The organism is Pectobacterium brasiliense (assembly GCF_013449685.1).
Lineage (GTDB): Bacteria > Pseudomonadota > Gammaproteobacteria > Enterobacterales > Enterobacteriaceae > Pectobacterium > Pectobacterium brasiliense_A.
In genome coordinates this window covers 24,325-41,460 of sequence record NZ_JACDSF010000008.1, presented here as the reverse complement: position 1 = coordinate 41,460, position 17,136 = coordinate 24,325, and the positions used below count along the sequence as shown (strand labels likewise).

19 protein-coding genes are annotated in these 17,136 nt (G+C 51.9%); 13 read left to right on the top strand and 6 right to left on the bottom strand.

Annotated features, from left to right (window positions below; translation table 11 throughout):
- The first annotated feature begins 146 nt into the window (after positions 1-146).
- The 10 genes from H0248_RS02910 to H0248_RS02865 all read left to right on the top strand — a co-directional run bounded on the left by H0248_RS02910 (position 147) and on the right by H0248_RS02865 (position 7,375).
- The gene (locus H0248_RS02910) at positions 147-1,451 is read left to right on the top strand and encodes an MFS transporter (RefSeq protein ID WP_180784698.1); all 1,305 of its coding nucleotides are present in this window, start codon (positions 147-149) and stop codon (positions 1,449-1,451) included.
- 206 nt (positions 1,452-1,657) lie between these two features.
- Entirely contained in the window at positions 1,658-2,434 is a 777-nt protein-coding gene (gene exuR, locus H0248_RS02905; RefSeq protein WP_110163451.1) for a transcriptional regulator ExuR, read from the top strand.
- Between the two features lie 501 nt (positions 2,435-2,935).
- Entirely contained in the window at positions 2,936-3,619 is a 684-nt protein-coding gene (locus tag H0248_RS02900) for a DedA family protein (RefSeq protein WP_014914076.1), read from the top strand.
- A gap of 2 nt (positions 3,620-3,621) precedes the next feature.
- Positions 3,622-4,017, top strand: a complete 396-nt coding sequence (gene mzrA, locus H0248_RS02895) for an EnvZ/OmpR regulon moderator MzrA (RefSeq protein WP_039496824.1) — start codon at positions 3,622-3,624, stop codon at positions 4,015-4,017.
- Positions 4,018-4,022: 5 nt separating this feature from the next.
- The gene (locus H0248_RS02890) at positions 4,023-4,427 is read left to right on the top strand and encodes a DUF1090 domain-containing protein (protein ID WP_039515117.1); all 405 of its coding nucleotides are present in this window, start codon (positions 4,023-4,025) and stop codon (positions 4,425-4,427) included.
- A gap of 173 nt (positions 4,428-4,600) precedes the next feature.
- A complete protein-coding gene (locus H0248_RS02885; protein ID WP_005971326.1) occupies positions 4,601-4,906 on the top strand; it encodes a DUF883 family protein in 306 nt (101 codons plus the stop codon).
- 13 nt (positions 4,907-4,919) lie between these two features.
- On the top strand, positions 4,920-5,315 hold the full coding sequence (locus H0248_RS02880; protein WP_180784696.1) for a phage holin family protein: 396 nt from the start codon (positions 4,920-4,922) through the stop codon (positions 5,313-5,315).
- Complete coding sequence (locus H0248_RS02875) at positions 5,312-5,602, top strand: YqjK-like family protein (protein WP_180784694.1); 291 nt, start codon at positions 5,312-5,314, stop codon at positions 5,600-5,602. Before H0248_RS02880 ends, H0248_RS02875 begins: the two co-directional genes overlap by 4 nt.
- Before the next feature lie 273 nt (positions 5,603-5,875).
- Positions 5,876-6,271, top strand: a complete 396-nt coding sequence (locus tag H0248_RS02870) for a DoxX family protein (RefSeq protein ID WP_102117243.1) — start codon at positions 5,876-5,878, stop codon at positions 6,269-6,271.
- Between the two features lie 108 nt (positions 6,272-6,379).
- Entirely contained in the window at positions 6,380-7,375 is a 996-nt protein-coding gene (locus tag H0248_RS02865) for a glutathione S-transferase family protein (protein WP_180784692.1), read from the top strand.
- A gap of 86 nt (positions 7,376-7,461) precedes the next feature.
- Here the strand turns inward: H0248_RS02865 and H0248_RS02860 are convergent, their stop codons facing one another.
- Positions 7,462-8,358 carry a LysR family transcriptional regulator gene (locus H0248_RS02860; protein ID WP_180784690.1) on the bottom strand — a complete coding sequence of 299 codons (897 nt, stop codon included), beginning with the start codon at positions 8,356-8,358 and terminating at the stop codon, positions 7,462-7,464.
- Between the two features lie 112 nt (positions 8,359-8,470).
- Between H0248_RS02860 and H0248_RS02855 the strand changes: the two genes are divergently transcribed.
- Both H0248_RS02855 and zur read left to right on the top strand, forming a co-directional pair.
- Complete coding sequence (locus H0248_RS02855; protein ID WP_180784688.1) at positions 8,471-9,169, top strand: pirin family protein; 699 nt, start codon at positions 8,471-8,473, stop codon at positions 9,167-9,169.
- Positions 9,170-9,308: 139 nt separating this feature from the next.
- Positions 9,309-9,818, top strand: coding sequence for a zinc uptake transcriptional repressor Zur (zur, locus tag H0248_RS02850; protein WP_180784686.1), 510 nt, complete (start codon positions 9,309-9,311; stop codon positions 9,816-9,818).
- 134 nt (positions 9,819-9,952) lie between these two features.
- Here the strand turns inward: zur and lexA are convergent, their stop codons facing one another.
- Positions 9,953-10,561, bottom strand: a complete 609-nt coding sequence (lexA, locus tag H0248_RS02845) for a transcriptional repressor LexA (RefSeq protein ID WP_005971310.1) — start codon at positions 10,559-10,561, stop codon at positions 9,953-9,955.
- Positions 10,562-10,671: 110 nt separating this feature from the next.
- Positions 10,672-11,037 (bottom strand): diacylglycerol kinase, encoded by a 366-nt coding sequence (locus H0248_RS02840; RefSeq protein WP_180784684.1) that lies wholly within the window; start codon positions 11,035-11,037, stop codon positions 10,672-10,674.
- Positions 11,038-11,163: 126 nt separating this feature from the next.
- Here H0248_RS02840 and plsB point away from each other — a divergent pair, with 126 nt between their 5' ends.
- Positions 11,164-13,677, top strand: a complete 2,514-nt coding sequence (gene plsB / locus H0248_RS02835) for a glycerol-3-phosphate 1-O-acyltransferase PlsB (protein ID WP_180784682.1) — start codon at positions 11,164-11,166, stop codon at positions 13,675-13,677.
- Between the two features lie 137 nt (positions 13,678-13,814).
- Here the strand turns inward: plsB and ubiA are convergent, their stop codons facing one another.
- The 3 genes from ubiA to groL all read right to left on the bottom strand — a co-directional run bounded on the left by ubiA (position 13,815) and on the right by groL (position 17,132).
- Positions 13,815-14,678, bottom strand: coding sequence for a 4-hydroxybenzoate octaprenyltransferase (gene ubiA, locus H0248_RS02830; protein WP_180784680.1), 864 nt, complete (start codon positions 14,676-14,678; stop codon positions 13,815-13,817).
- Between the two features lie 34 nt (positions 14,679-14,712).
- Positions 14,713-15,222, bottom strand: a complete 510-nt coding sequence (gene ubiC, locus H0248_RS02825; RefSeq protein ID WP_180784678.1) for a chorismate lyase — start codon at positions 15,220-15,222, stop codon at positions 14,713-14,715.
- 263 nt (positions 15,223-15,485) lie between these two features.
- Entirely contained in the window at positions 15,486-17,132 is a 1,647-nt protein-coding gene (groL, locus tag H0248_RS02820) for a chaperonin GroEL (protein WP_010282899.1), read from the bottom strand.
- Positions 17,133-17,136 lie beyond the last annotated feature (4 nt).

The following is a 17,136-nucleotide window of genomic DNA, read 5'->3' as shown; positions in this document are numbered from 1 at the left end:
AGGGATTCAATCGCTATCTCACAAAGAGAAGGGTTTTCCTGTTCAGCACAACTACAAAACGTGTCGCACAACATCACAAGACACATCACACCGTGACGCCACTCAAGAGCCATCACTGTGTTTTTATTGACTCGGAGAGAAAGTAAATGCGTAAAATCAAAGGATTACGCTGGTATATGATCGGCCTGGTGACCATTGGCACCGTGCTGGGATACCTGACGCGTAATGCAATTTCTGTTGCCGCACCGACGCTACAGGATCAGTTACACATCACCACACAGCAGTATTCTTACATCGTGGCTGCCTACTCAGCTTGTTATACCATTATGCAGCCCATCGCCGGCTATGTACTGGATTTGCTTGGCACAAAAATTGGCTATGCCGTGTTCGCCATTCTGTGGGCCATCTTCTGTATGGGCACCGCGCTGGCAAATAGCTGGGGGGGTTTAGCGATCGCCCGTGGCGCGGTCGGTATGGCAGAAGCGGCCATGATCCCTGCCGGCCTGAAAGCCAGTAGCGAATGGTTTCCAGCAAAAGAGCGTTCTGTTGCGGTAGGTTACTTTAACGTGGGGTCATCCATCGGCGCCATGATCGCGCCACCGCTGGTGGTATGGGCGATAGTGGCACACAGTTGGGAAATGGCCTTTATCATTACCGGGGCGCTAAGCCTAACGTGGGCCATCTGCTGGCTTATCTTCTATAAGCACCCGAAAGATCAGAAGAAACTCAGCGACGAAGAGCGTGACTACATTCTTAGCGGGCAGGAAGCACAGCACCAGACCAATAACGCGAAGAAGATGTCTGCCTGGCAGATCCTGCGTAACCGTCAGTTTTGGGGCATCGCGCTGCCGCGATTCCTGGCTGAACCCGCCTGGGGAACGTTCAATGCGTGGATCCCGTTGTTCATGTTTAAAGCCTATGGCTTTAACCTGAAAGAAATCGCCATGTTCGCCTGGATGCCAATGCTGTTCGCCGATATCGGCTGCATTCTGGGTGGCTACCTGCCGATGCTGTTCCAAAAACACTTCAAAGTGAACCTGATCGTTTCCCGCAAACTGGTGGTCACGATGGGCGCAGTACTGATGATCGCACCGGGCATGATCGGGCTGTTCTCTAGCCCTTACGTCGCCATCGCCCTGCTGTGCGTCGGCGGTTTCGCGCACCAGTCGTTGTCCGGCGCGCTGATTACCCTGTCATCTGACGTATTTGGTCGTAATGAAGTGGCTACCGCGAACGGTTTAACCGGGATGGCAGCCTGGATGGCAAGTACCCTATTTGCACTGGTTGTCGGTGCGCTGGCCGATACGCTGGGCTTCAGCCCGCTGTTTGCTGCACTGGCCGTCTTCGATCTGCTAGGTGCTATCGTCATCTGGACAGTGTTGAAAAACCAACCCGCCTCAGAAGTCGCCGCCGCCGCGGAAACGCTGAAAGAAGCCAACCAGCACGGATAATTCCTGCATTATCCTGGCTCATCCGGTATGATCTGCGACTGGGTGAGCCACCTCCCTCCGATAACACACCGCGATAACTGTGACCACAACATTGGTTGCTGCTATGATTAAGTGGTATAACAAATCATCCCTGAAAGGTTAACGAGATAGACACTCAGGCCCTGACGTGGCACATGGACCGTCATCTATCGAGAGTAGACATCATCATGGCACTCACTGAACCCCGCCGGCTATACCAGCAGTTAGCCGCAGAATTAAAACAACGCATCGAAAGCGGTATGTACCAGGTTGGCGAAAAATTACCGGCAGAACGCTATATTTCGGAAGAAATGAACGTCAGCCGCACTGTGGTACGTGAAGCGATTATTATGCTGGAAGTCGAAGGGTACGTTGAAGTACGCAAGGGTTCAGGCATTCACGTTATCTCCAACCAGCAGAAGAATCCGTTCATTAATAGCGGCGATAGTGAATTTGTCGCGGCGGGTCCATTTGAGCTGCTTCAGGCTCGCCAGCTTATTGAGAGCAACATTGCCGAATTTGCGGCCACACAGGTGACCCGTCAGGACATCATCCAACTGATGGAAATTCAGGAATACGCGCGGCAAGAAGATCGCTTTCGTGATTCTCAGTGGGATCTCAAATTCCACGTTCAGGTCGCGCTGGCAACACAGAACTCCGCGATGGCAACCATCGTCGAGAAAATGTGGAGCCAACGGATTCATAATCCTTACTGGCGCAAACTGCATGAGCACATTGACGACAAGTCGATTGAAAGCTGGTGCGAAGAACACGATCGCATCCTTAAGGCACTGATTCGCAAAGATCCTTACGCGGCCAAACTCGCGATGTGGCAACATCTGGAAAATACCAAACAGATGCTATTTCGCGCCACGACGGATGATTTCGAGTTTAACGTCGACCGCTATATGTTCGCCGAGAATCCGGTCGTCCACCTTGACCAGATACACACGGGCAAGCCCTAAATAGGGATCCTCCCCCTTGCTTTTAGCGAAGGGGGAAAATTTTGCACCAAAGGGAAAAAGTCAGAAAACGTTGATTTCTGTCAGCGAGTGTAAAATATCGCAGAAATCCCCACTCTTCTTCGAAAAATCCCCCCAAACCGCCCCAGTTGTCGTAATATTTTTCTGTCTCAGTAACACCTATTTTGTTACAGTTAACGCGTCTTTCTTACGCTTAATTCGTCGCTTTGGATGCAAAGTCTGCCAAGACCAAACAATCCCCAAGCAGCCTGTTTATCGAGTTCGCAGCGAAAAGCGAGCATCAAGTCAGACGCCAGCTTCGCTATCAGGCAGAAAAACAGAGATCATCAAAAAATCATAATCCTGTGCCCTGATATACCCTGAATAATTCGAGTTTCAGGCAACTTGACGTATGACGGGATTAACACTGTATTCACTCTTATCATGTCCAGAAGCGTGATTGTCGCCAAGGCTAAAATGCAACAGCAGTATTAGGAATACCGGATGGAATTAATCAAAGAACTGTTAAACGCACTCTGGCATCAGGATTTCGATATTTTAGCCGACCCGAAACTGGTATGGACCATCTACATATTACTGTTTCTGATTATCTTTCTGGAAAATGGCCTGCTCCCCGCGGCTTTCCTGCCCGGCGATAGCCTGCTCATTTTAGTCGGCGTCCTCGTTGCCAAAGGCACAATGAATTACCCTTTTACGATATTTCTCCTGACGACGGCCGCCAGCCTCGGCTGTTGGGCCAGCTATATTCAAGGGAGGTGGCTTGGCAATACGGGAGTGGTTCAGGGCTGGCTATCACATTTGCCCGCGCACTATCACCAACGCGCCCACCAACTCTTCCACCGTCATGGTTTGTCCGCACTTTTAGTTGGCCGTTTTCTGGCTTTTGTCAGAACGTTACTCCCTACCATCGCAGGCTTGTCTGGCCTGAATAACGCGCGCTTTCAGTTCTTTAACTGGATGAGCGGGTTCCTGTGGGTATTTATTCTGGTTACGCTGGGCTTCGCCTTAGGAAAAACAACGGTCTTCCTGAAATATGAAGACGAGCTGATGTTCTGCCTGATGATGTTGCCGCTGGTGCTGCTGTTTATCGGCCTGTTTGGATCGCTTTTTGTCCTGTGGCGTAAAAAACGTGACGCTAAAGCAGATAACGCTGAAAAAGGGAGCTAACCGTGTCAATCAGCGGGTTATTCTCTAAGCTCTTCTCCAGGAAAGCAGGTCGCATACTGCTATTGCTTGCTCTACCGATGATTGCATTGACGCAGTCCCAGTCACTACGCCGCTCCCAGGACGATGCTATGCTACACATCAAGCCTTATGATGGTGCCGCGTTGCCAGATGGCTTTTACGTGTATCAGCGTCTCAACGAAAAAGGGATTGCGATCAAAAGTATTACACCAGAGCAAGATAGCCTGATCGTCCGTCTGGCCTCGCCAGAACAAAGTGTGGCTGCCAGAGATGTCCTACGTTTGTCTCTACCTAAAGTCACAATTACCGCGCAGCAAGTGACAACCCCGACACCGTTCTGGCAGCAGAAACTGACACAGAAACAATCCAAACTGGGGTAACGAAGATGAAACTATCTCCATCAAAACTATCTCCATCCATTATTGCCTTATCCGTCCTGCTTTCCGGCCATGCACTGGCGAATACCGCCAATCAGGTAGAGACCTGTCAGCAGAAAGCGCAAGAGATTCAGCGCCAAATCGATGAAGCGCGTAAGCATGGCAATCAGAATCGCATCAACGGGTTAGAGAAGGCATTGGACGGCGTGAAAACCCACTGTACGGATGCCGGATTAGCAGAGAAACGTCAGGAAGCGATTGCGGAAAAACGCAAAGACGTCGCTGAACGGCAGCAGGAGCTGAATGAAAGCCGCCAGAAAGGGGATGACGCCGAGAAGATCCTCAAGCGCGAAAGAAAGCTGGCTGAAGCCGAGCAGGAATTGCGCGCCGCAGAACGTGGCACCTCGCAATAGCCCATCACCACAGTGCCCTAAAACACACACGACCACTGTTCATTTTGTATTCAAAAACCAAATCGCTAAAATTTACAGCGAGTTATCAGAATTGTCCGTACCGTTTGGGGCAGCATAAATCTCAGCTTCAGCTATAGTTAACGTTCAGGTTTATAACATGAAGGGTTATTAATATGGCTAAAGATCAAAATTCTGAGTACCTACGCGCCGAATTGAAATCACTGGCGGACACGCTGGAAGAAGTATTAAGCACCTCCAGCGATAAATCTAAAGCGGAACTCGACAAGCTGCGTAATAAGGCAGAAAGCGCGCTGAAAGAAACCCGCAGTCGCCTGAGCGATACCGGTGAGCGCATCGCCTCCCAAACCAAAGAAGCGGTTGAATCTGCGGACGATTATGTACGCCAGAATCCGTGGACCGGTGTCGGCATTGGCGCAGCAGTCGGTGTCGTGCTTGGCGTCCTGCTGTCTCGTCGCTAATTAGCGGATTGCTATGACGGATAAATCACAACAAGGCCCCGCAAGCGGGGTCATGGCTTCTGCTCAGCGCATCATCTCCATTATTGTCAGCATGGTGGAAAGCCGCGTTCGACTGGCCGTCATTGAATTAGAGGAAGAGAAAGCCAATCTAATTCAGTTGCTGATTATGGTCGGCCTGACGCTGCTTTTTGCCGCTTTTGGCATGATGAGCCTGATTGCGCTGATCATCTGGGGCATCGATCCGCAGTATCGTCTTTTTGCGCTGGGGTGTATTACCGCCACATTGCTCGGACTAGCGCTGATAGGCGGCATATGGACACTCGTGAAGGTACGTCGTTCCACCTTGCTCAAAGCGACGCGCAAGGAGCTTGCGACCGACAGATCGCTGCTGGAGGACGAGCCCAAGTGAACGAGCGTCAACAGCGAGACAGAGAAAAAGCCCAGCTACTGCGCCAGATACAGCAGCAGCGACTGGATTTATCAGCAGGTAAAAAACACTGGCTGGATACCACCGCACGTTACGATCGCGGCTGGCAAAGCCTGATGCAGTGGCGTAAATACTGGATCGTGGGCTCCAGCCTCGTGGCGCTCTATGGCGTGCGCCATCCTAGCCGCATGATCCGCTGGGGACGCCGCCTCGTCGGGCTGTGGGGGACATTCAGGCTCGTCCGTAAAACGTTTGAGCCACGTCCGTAATCCTTCCTATCACCTCGGCCATCTGCCTTATCTATACACCACTTTTCATCTGACTTTTACCTAACGCGCTCACGCCATCACAGCGTATTCTTGCCTAACTAACTGAACATCAATTTTTCTGAAATAAAACAACAATTATACTCGCTGGCAGCGCAAATCATCTCTCTATACTATCTGCCCATAACCTGATGGCGGGCCAGGTTTTCAGACCACACCTGCTACAACAAACACAATAGGGCGATATAGCCCACAACAAAATCAATTGGAGAGATGATGAAAAATTTAGAAAGCACTGCACTGCTGGTTGCACGTATCTTAATGCCGACTCTGTTTATCGTTGCAGGTTACGGTAAGCTGGGTGATGCCTATGCGGGCACACAACAATACATGCAGGCGATGGGCGTACCAACCTTCCTGCTGCCGCTGACCATTCTGCTGGAACTGGGTGGTGGCCTCGCGGTGCTGTTCGGTCTGCTGACACGTACCGTCGCGCTGTTCACTGCGGGCTTTACGCTGCTGACTGCACTGATTTTCCACTCTAACTTTGCAGAAGGCATGAACCAACTGATGTTCATGAAAAACCTGACCATCGCTGGCGGCTACCTCCTGCTTGCTGTAACAGGCCCAGGCGCATTCAGTATCGACCGCCTGCTGGGCAAAAAGTGGTAAGACGAGCCTTTTCCGGCCTGTACTACACTTAATAGTCGAATACCGAATGAGGCGGCAAGCATATAAGGCTTGCCGTTGTTTTATCATCACTCACTAACGGGGGGATTTATGGGACAACTGGTTGACGGCGTATGGCACGATACCTGGTATGAAACCCAATCTACCGGCGGCCATTTTAAGCGTTCAGAATCCGCATTCCGCAACTGGGTAACGCCCGATGGCGCACCCGGCCTCACCGGTAAAGGTGGCTTTCCTGCCCAGTCCGGCCGTTATCATCTCTATGTTTCGCTTGCCTGCCCGTGGGCGCACCGCACGCTGCTCATGCGACAGTTGAAAGGGTTAGAAGATCACATCGCCGTTTCGGTGGTTCATCCGCTCATGCTCGATCATGGCTGGACGTTCGGTACCGATTTTGAAGCCGCAACGGGTGACTCACTCTATCAGCACGAATTCCTCTACCAGCTCTACCTGCACGCCATGCCAGACTACAGCGGTCGGGTGACCGTACCTGTCCTGTGGGATACTGAGCAGCACACCATTGTCAGTAACGAATCTGCCGATATCATCCGCATGCTGAATAGCGCTTTTGATGGCGTGGGAGCAACGGCGGGAGATTATTACCCAGAAGCGCTACGTGCTCAGATTGACGAATTGAACGGCTGGATTTACGACAAGGTCAATAACGGTGTGTACAAAGCCGGTTTTGCGACAAGCCAGTCAGCCTATGATGAATCTGCCACCGCCGTTTTCGCTGCGCTCTCCGATCTGGAAAGCATTCTGGCAAAACAGCGCTATCTGACGGGTGAGCAGTTAACCGAAGCCGACCTGCGGCTGTGGACGACGTTGATTCGTTTCGATCCGGTCTATCACACGCATTTTAAATGCGATAAATATCGCCTGAGCGATTATCCCAATCTGTTCAGTTTTCTGCGTGATATTTATCAGATGCCCGGCATCGCCGATACCGTCGATATGGCGCATATTCGTCACCACTACTACCGTAGCCACGGCACGATTAATCCGCATGGCGTGATTTCGCTGGGTCCAGAGCAAGATCTGAACCAGCCCCACGAGCGTGATAAGACGTTTGTCGATTTATACTAGGTTTTGGCCGATTTTCGCTAAGCAGGAGTGAAATAGTGCGGCAAGGTGTGGNNGTGGAGAACACCTTGCCGCAAAAAGCGCGGAATTTAAGGTTGGTTCAATAGTTTCGGAATCTCACGCAGGAACCAAGATTTCGCCTCGCCCATGCTGTCTCGCCGCCACGCCATAATAATCTGGCTTTCCATCTGATGCTCCGGTCCAATCACCAGCAAACGCCCTTCGGCAATATCTTGCGCAATCATCTGATACGGCATGGTCGCGACGCCCAATCCCGCCAACAGCGCACGCCGTTTATCATCCAGCGAACTCACCGTCAGACGTTGTTGTTTATCCAACAACTGCACGGTCAGTACCGGGCGTTCACGCGCGGTATCCGCCATCGCAATCCCACGGTATTTCACTCGGGTTGCATCCGAGAGCGGTTCAGGCTCCTGATGAATCGGATGATCTGGGCTGGCGACATAAACGTTATTCATTGTGTACAGCTTGCGGGTATTCATTTCAGAAGACGCACGAAAATGCATGTCCGGCGCAATCACAATATCGGCGCGCCCTTGCTCAAGACGCTCCCATGCCCCAGCCAGCACTTCCGTCAGAATCGATACCTGCGTATTGGCTTTAAGTGCCAGTTTATCGATTAATGGGAAAAGTCGCTGAGTCGGGATCAGCGCCTCCGTCACAATCGTCAGGTGCGTTTCCCAACCGCGTGACAGCGCCTCTGCGTCCGTCGTGAGCTTATCCGCGGCCTCCAACAGGATACGACCACGTTCCAGCAGCATCCGCCCAACATTCGTGAATTTAGTACGATGTCCAGAACGATCGAACAACACTACATCTAACTCTTCTTCCAGTTTCTGCATGGTATAGCTCAGCGCAGAAGGCACCCTACCCAGTTCGTCTGCTGCAGCGGCAAAGCTGCCACGACGATCGATCGCATCCATCACCCTCAACGCTTCCAGCGTCAGTGCTCGTTCTCTCGCCATCTTCGTACTCATTCAGGAATTTTGAATATACCCACCAGATTAACTAGCTAACAATCCAACGTCCACACAATTACTATCAGTTCAATAAATAATTCTCTGGGGGATAAAAATTATGATCACACGAAGAGCAGCAGGTCAATGCGGCCAGGCCGACTATGGCTGGTTGCAGGCGCGCTATACCTTTTCTTTTGGTCACTATTTTGACCCACAGCTGCTGGGCTACGCGTCTCTGCGCGTGCTCAATCAGGAAGTATTGGCTCCAGGGGCATCATTTCAGCCGCGAACCTATCCACGGGTTGATATTCTGAATATTATTCTTCAGGGCGAAGCGGAATACCGCGACAGCAACGGCTGCCACATTCAGGCCAAAGCCGGAGATGTGCTGCTGCTCGCCACACAGCCGAATGTCAGCTATAGCGAACATAATATCAACGCCAACAAACCGCTGACGCGGCTGCAATTATGGCTGAATGCTTGCCAAACGCGAGAAAACAGCCCGTTGCAGCGCATGGGGCTGAGTTCAGTAAATTATACGCTGCTTGCCTCACCGGAAGGTGAGCACAATAGCCTGCAACTGCGCCAGCAGGTTTGGGTTCATCATGTCGATCTCCAGCAGAATGAGCAAAGCACAATCGCGCTACAGGGAAATCAGGCGTATCTCCAACTGATTCACGGTTCAATGGCGGTAAAAGGCAGCCAGAACAGTGAAACACTGCACTGCGGCGACGGAGCCTTCATTAAGGAAGAAACGGCGTTGACGCTACAGGCAGAGTCGCCTTTGCGGGCGCTGCTCATCGATCTGGTCGTGTAGCGCTTCTGTCCGTTGTTTTTTGCAGAGAGTTGTTTTTACAGGAAGTGGTTTTCGCAGGAAAACGCCGCCAGTTCGGCGTTTTTATTCAGTCGTGGTAAGATATCCGTCTTGTTCCTCAATGCGTCAGGGTGATATGACAATGGATTCAACCCAACAGGACAAACTTCTTGCCCAGGCTGAACAGATTTGTCAGCAGCGCGCTGTGCGTCTCACGCCACAGCGGTTAGAGGTTTTACGCCTTATGGCACAGCAGTCGGGTGCTATCAGCGCTTATGACCTGCTGGATCTGCTGCGCGTTTCCGAACCTCAGGCGAAACCGCCGACTGTCTATCGCGCGCTGGATTTTCTGCTGGAACAAGGCTTCATTCATCGCGTCGAATCAAACAACAGCTACGTGCTGTGTCACCATATCGAAGACCACAGCCATACATCTGCCCTTTTCATCTGCGACCGCTGTGGGCAAGTCACGGAACGTCAAACCGAAGGTGTGGAAGAAACGCTGCGTAGTCTGGCACAGCAGTCGGGATTTACGCTGCGTCATAGCGTAGTGGAAGCGCATGGGTTGTGCGGAAGCTGCCAGGAAGTCGCATTATGCAAACAGACGGACCATTGCGATCACGACCATACCGTTCCGATTAAAAAACGATAGTATCCATTGATGGAATCTCCTTCGTGACAGGACGTTGTATACAAAGAAAACGATAGCCCAAAAGCTATCGTTTTCTTTGAGAAGCACGAACGAATTCAGAAAAAACTCGGGCATCTCCTATTACTGTGGAACGGTTAGCTCCAGTCGCTGTTACGAATCACGCCAACCGCCAAGCCTTCTATCGAAAAGCTTTGCTGACGTAGATCGACAACAATCGGGGCAAACTCTTCATTTTCAGCGAGGAGGTGTACCGTATTGCCCTGCTTTTTCAAGCGCTTCACCGTCACTTCATCGTCAATACGCGCGACGACAATCTGGCCGTTGCGCACATCTTCTGTTTTATGCACAGCCAGTAAATCGCCATCCATAATACCGATATTTTTCATCGACATGCCGCTCACCCGCAGCAAAAAGTCAGCGCTGGGTTTGAACATCGCAGGATCAACCTGATAGCGGCATTCGATATGTTCCTGTGCCAGCAGCGGTTCACCTGCGGCCACGCGACCAACCAGAGGAATACCCGTCTCTTCTTCCATCAATAGACGAATACCACGAGACGCGCCCGAAACAATTTCAATCACACCTTTACGCGCCAGCGCTTTCAGATGTTCTTCAGCCGCATTAGGAGAGCGAAACCCCAGTTGTTGAGCAATTTCCGCACGCGTTGGCGGCATTCCGGTTTGCGCAATATGATCGCGGATCAGGTCATAAACCTGCTGCTGCCTTGCTGTTAATACTTTCATTCCGCCCCCTGGTTGTTTATACAGTCTTGCTGTGAGTATATACAGGTAAGCCACAATTGGAAATGAAGATATCGGCAAAGCCCCTGACTTTTACTCATTTATGCGTGCCGTCAGGCAAAATGTTGCCAGAGGATGCAGCCCCACACGACAGCAGCTAACAAGATGGCAACAAAGACAGCCGCCGAGCCAATATCTTTCGCCCGACCGGATAATTCGTGGTGCTCGAGACCAATGCGATCGACCACGGCTTCAATGGCGCTATTGGCCAGCTCAAACAGCATAATCAGTACCACAGACCCGATCAGTAGCAATTTCTCGACCAGCGTAATCGGTAGTAAACACGCGATAATGACGCCGACAAGGGTCAGTATCGTTTCCTGACGAAATGCCGCCTCATGCTGCCACGCCTGCTTCAGCCCCTTAAAGGAATAACCGGTCGCCTTAATAATCCGGGTCATCCCCGTTGCTTTATTCATTTATCCTCCATTATTACGCAAAATAGTTCGCATTTTAACGCGCTTACGTTGTCTCATCACCACAGATCTCCGGCGCAGTTTCTGGTATCCTTGGGGCGCATTGCTAACAAGAGGCTCCATGTTGTTATGTCAGGTTGGCGTAAAATTTACTATAAATTATTGAATCTCCCACTGAAACTGCTGGTGAAGAGCAAAGTTGTTCCCGCAGATCCGGTGGTCGAGCTGGGGTTAGATCCCTCACGTCCTATACTCTATGTTCTGCCTTATAACTCTCAGGCGGATCTCTTGACGCTACGAGCGAAATGCCTGGCATTGGGGCTACCCGATCCCTCGCAGCCGTTCGAATTCGATGGCGTCGAACTGCCTAGCCACGTCTTTATCAATGACGGGCCGCGCGTCTTCCGCTATTACGTTCCCAAACAGAAATCCGTCAAGCTGTTCCACGACTATCTGGATTTGCATCGTGCCAATCCAGATTTAGACGTACAGATGGTGCCGGTTTCTGTGATGTTTGGACGTTCTCCGGGTCGGGAAGGTCACGCTCAGGCCGCACCACACCTGCGCTTGCTCAACGGTATCGAGAAATTCTTCGCCGTCCTGTGGCTAGGCCGCGACAGCTTTGTCCGCTTCTCCAGCCCGGTATCACTACGCTATATGGCGACCGAGCATGGTACTGACAAAACCATAGCCCACAAACTGGCGCGTGTCGCACGTATGCACTTCTCCCGCCAACGCTTGGCGGCAGTTGGGCCGCGCTTGCCAGTGCGTCAGGAACTGTTTAACAAGTTGCTGGATTCCAAAGCGATCAAGAAAGCCGTAGACGATGAGGCGCGCAGTAAGAAGATTTCTACTGAGAAAGCCCAGCAGAACGCTATTGCGCTGATGGAAGAAATCGCCGCTGACTTCTCCTACGAAGCCGTGCGTCTGTCGGATCGCGTCTTAAGCTGGACGTGGAACCGCCTCTATCAGGGGATTAACGTCCACAACGCCGAACGCGTTCGCCAACTGGCGCAGGATGGTCACGGCATTGTCTACGTGCCCTGCCACCGCAGCCACATGGATTATCTGCTGCTGTCCTACGTCCTGTACCATCAAGGCTTAGTACCGCCGCACATCGCCGCCGGCATCAACCTGAATTTCTGGCCAGCAGGGCCGATCTTCCGCCGTCTTGGCGCGTTCTTTATTCGCCGTACCTTCAAAGGCAACAAACTGTATTCCACGATTTTCCGTGAATATCTGGGTGAGCTGTTTGCCCGCGGTTATTCGGTTGAATACTTCATGGAAGGTGGACGTTCACGCACGGGCCGTCTGTTAGAGCCGAAAACCGGTACGCTGGCGATGACCATTCAGGCCATGCTGAGAGGCGGCACTCGTCCTATCACGCTGGTACCGATTTATGTCGGCTACGAACATGTGATGGAAGTCGGCACCTATGCGAAAGAGCTGCGCGGTGCGGTGAAGGAAAAAGAAGGTTTTATGCAGATGGTGCGCGGTTTGCGCAAACTGCGTAATCTCGGCCAAGGGTACGTGAACTTCGGTGAACCCCTCCCGCTGACAACCTACCTGAATCAGCATGTTCCGCAATGGCGTGACGCGATCGATCCGATTGAAGCACAGCGCCCGAGCTGGCTAACGCCGACTGTGCAGGATATCTCTATGGATATCATGGTGCGCATCAACAATTCTGCGGCAGCAAACGCGATGAACCTGTGCTCTACGGCTTTATTAGCCTCGCGCCAGCGTTCACTGACGCGCGAACAAATGCACGAACAGCTGGATTGCTACCTCCAACTACTGCGCCAGGTGCCTTATCACAAAGATATTACGACACCGAAGAAGACAGCGGATGAACTGCTGGAACACGCGCTAGGCATGAACAAGTTTGAAGTCGAGAAGGATAGTATTGGCGATATCATCATTCTGCCGCGCGAGCAGGCGGTACTGATGACGTACTACCGCAATAACATCCAGCACCTGTTGGTCTTGCCGTCGCTGATCGCCAGCATCGTCATCCACCATCGCCGGATTACGCTTGCCGACGTCGTGCGGCAGATCGCGCTGATCTATCCGCTGCTGCAAGCTGAGCTGTTCCTGCACTATTCCAAAGAGCAGTTGCCGGACGTGCTGGAGACATTGGCTAATGAACTGATTCGACAAGAGCTGCTGTGCAGCCGTGACGGTAAATTAGCCATCAATCCGCCACGTATCCGTACGCTGCAACTGCTGTCAGCAGGCGTGCGTGAAACACTGCAACGCTATACCATCACGCTGTCTTTACTGTGTGCGAACCCTGGGATCAACCGTGGAACGCTGGAGAAAGAAAGCCGGAACATGGCGCAGCGTCTGTCCGTCCTGCACGGTATCAACGCGCCGGAATTCTTTGATAAAGCGGTATTCTCAACGCTGGTCGCGACCTTACGTACAGAAGGATATATCACCGACAGTGTGGAAGCGGCACAAGGCGATATCGTGGCAATCTACAATATCCTCGGCGATCTGATCACCCCAGAAGTGCGGTTGACTATCGAAAGCGCCAGCTCATCCGCTGAAATGGAAGCCGCCAGTCAGGTGGAAGCTAATAGTCAGATAGAAACCAGTAGTCAGCCGGTAGAAAAGGTCGAAGAGACAAAGCAGGATTAACCGGACAGTCACGGGAAAATGGCGGATAACATGCCGCCATCAAGCCGTGAATACATTTGGCATGACAAATAGTTCTGAGTATTCCACCATAAAAAAGCAGCGAGAAATCGCTGCTTTTTTGTCTCTGTCGGTTAGCGCTATAGGCCAAACAGTACGCCAATAAATATCGCCATACCTGCGTATTTATTATTGTGAAAGGCTTTGAAACAGGCATCACGTTCGCGCCCAGCGGTCAGAACTTGCTGGTAAACAAACATTCCCGCAGCCACCAGCAGCGAAATAGTGTATGGCATGCCTAATCCGGTGATGATGCCCAAAGCCAGCAGCAACGCCAGCATACTGAACTGCAGTAACCCAATGATGATATTGTCAAACCGGCCAAATAGGATCGCAGTGGATTTCACGCCGATCTTCAGGTCGTCATCACGATCCACCATCGCATATTGGGTATCGTAGGCGACCGTCCAGCAAATATACGCGACAAACATCATCCAGCAGCTCGCTGGCAGGCTTTCACTCACCGCCGCATAAGCCATCGGGATTGACCAGCCAAACGCCGCGCCCAGCACAAACTGAGGAAGATGGCTGACCCGTTTCATGAACGGGTAGACCCACGCCAGAACCAGCCCCGCAACGGACAGCCAGACCGTCATCTTATTCAGCGTCAGCACCAAGACAAACGCCAACAAAACCAGCACGACAAACAGCACCTTGGCCGCTCGTTCACTCACCTCACCGCTGGGCAATGGGCGAGAAGCAGTACGTTTTACATGGCCGTCAAAATGGCGATCGGCATAATCATTGATGACGCAGCCCGCCGCACGCATCAAGAAAACGCCAGCGACAAAAACAAACAGCGTCCACGGCGCAGGTGCCCCGCCTCCCGCTAGCCACAGCGCCCATAGCGTTGGCCACAGCAGCAACAGAGAACCTATCGGTTTATCAATTCGCATCAAGCGACAATAAGCCAGCCATTTCCCTGCTGTAACACTTCTTTCCAAGGATTTATCTCCTCAAATTACCTGCCAACCTTCATCACCGGCTGAAATAAATCGGTGATTCCGGTAAGAAAAGCTCGGTCAACAGTAACGGATAACCCGAGACACACAGGCGGGAACGCCGCGCCCATAAGCCTTCACTGCATCCGGTATGAATATAGTCACGCGTCAGCGCCTTTTGCCCAAACAGGTAGCGACCTAGCGGCTGATTGCCTATTTTCGTCAGGGCTGAATCCGTGCCGTCGAGCGTCTGTTGCGGAACAATGGTACGGCCGAAAAGCCAGGGACGATCGTCACCATACAGCACCACTTCACGCAGCCAGTAACGTTCACTGTACGGCAACTGTTCGCGTTCTTCGCCCAGTACCTGTGGCGTAATGAATTTCTCACTGCACAGGATGGTCTTCAGTTGGGCACAATATTTTTCAAGTCGCCGCGTCATGGAGCCGGTTTCCATCAGCCAGTCACCAATGTGCTCAGGTAATACCGAAGGAGGCTCAGTAAACCAGGAAATAGAGCGCAGAAGCGTAGACGCATCGTCAGACATTGTCCCTACTCCGAAACAGGGTTGTTTTGAATAAAAAGGTATTCGTAAATAAAGTAACGCCGCATTGTAGCGCAGAATGCTTCCCCCGATAACACGCGATAAACGCATTCATCAACGATACGGCAACATTTCAGCAATGCCGCGCATAAAAAAAGCACCACCCAGTCTCGCGACCAGATAGTGCTCTTTAAAGGACAGAAAGACGAGCTTCTGTAACCTGACTCCTTTCACCAGAAAATGGCTTCCGGCAACAAGGTGTCACATTACATCATGCCGCCCATACCACCCATGCCGCCCATACCACCAGCGCCACCTAAGTCAGGTGCATCGCTTTTCGGCAGGTCGGTAACCATACATTCGGTGGTGATCATCAGACCAGCAACGGAAGCCGCGAACTGCAGCGCAGAACGGGTAACTTTGGTTGGATCCAGGATACCGAAGTCGATCATGTTGCCGTATTCTTCAGTTGCTGCGTTGTAACCGTAGTTACCTTCGCCTGCTTTAACGCTGTTCGCAACCACAGATGGCTCTTCGCCAGCGTTGGAAACGATCTGACGCAGTGGCGCTTCCATCGCGCGCAGCGCAACTTTGATACCCACGTTCTGGTCTTCGTTCTGAGCAGTCAGAGAAGCCAGTTTAGCTGCAACGCGAACCAGCGCAACACCACCACCCGCAACCACGCCTTCTTCTACCGCGGCGCGAGTCGCAGCCAGGGCATCTTCAACGCGTGCTTTCTTCTCTTTCATTTCAACTTCAGTTGCTGCGCCAACTTTGATAACGGCTACGCCGCCAGCCAGTTTAGCCACACGCTCTTGCAGTTTTTCTTTGTCGTAATCAGACGTTGCTTCTTCAACCTGCTGACGGATCTGAGCAACACGGCCCTGGATCGCAGCTTCTTCACCCGTACCATCGATGATGGTAGTGGTGTCTTTGTTGATCACAACGCGTTTTGCCTGACCCAGATCTTCCAGCGTCGCTTTTTCCAGCTCCAGACCGATCTCTTCAGAGATAACGGTACCGCCAGTCAGCGTCGCGATATCTTGCAGCATTGCTTTACGACGGTCGCCAAAGCCAGGCGCTTTCACCGCAGCCACTTTAACGATGCCACGCATGGTGTTAACCACCAGCGTTGCCAGCGCTTCGCCTTCAACATCTTCAGCAACGATAACCAGCGGTTTGCCGGCTTTCGCTACCGCTTCCAGTACTGGCAGCATTTCGCGGATGTTGGAGATTTTTTTATCAGCCAGCAGGATGAACGGGCTTTCCAGTTCTACAGCACCGGTTTCCGGCTTGTTGATGAAGTACGGAGACAGGTAGCCACGGTCGAACTGCATACCTTCAACCACGTCCAGCTCGTCTTGCAGACCGGTACCTTCTTCAACGGTGATCACACCTTCTTTACCGACTTTGTCCATAGCTTCGGCAATCATTTTGCCTACGGTTTCGTCGGAGTTAGCAGAGATGGTACCAACCTGAGCGATAGCTTTAGAGTCAGAGCACGGTACAGACAGTGCTTTCAGCTCTTCAACAGCAGCGATAACGGCTTTATCGATACCGCGCTTCAGATCCATCGGGTTCATGCCCGCTGCAACAGCTTTCAGGCCTTCAGTGATGATAGCCTGCGCCAATACGGTTGCGGTCGTGGTGCCGTCGCCTGCTGCGTCATTCGCTTTAGAGGCAACTTCTTTCACCATCTGTGCGCCCATGTTCTCGAACTTGTCTTCCAGCTCGATTTCACGCGCAACAGATACGCCGTCTTTAGTAATGGTCGGTGCACCGAAGGATTTATCCAACACGACATTACGGCCTTTCGGGCCCAGGGTAACCTTCACTGCATCAGCCAGTACATTTACGCCGCGCAGCATTTTCACGCGAGCGTCATTACCGAATTTTACGTCTTTAGCTGCCATGGTC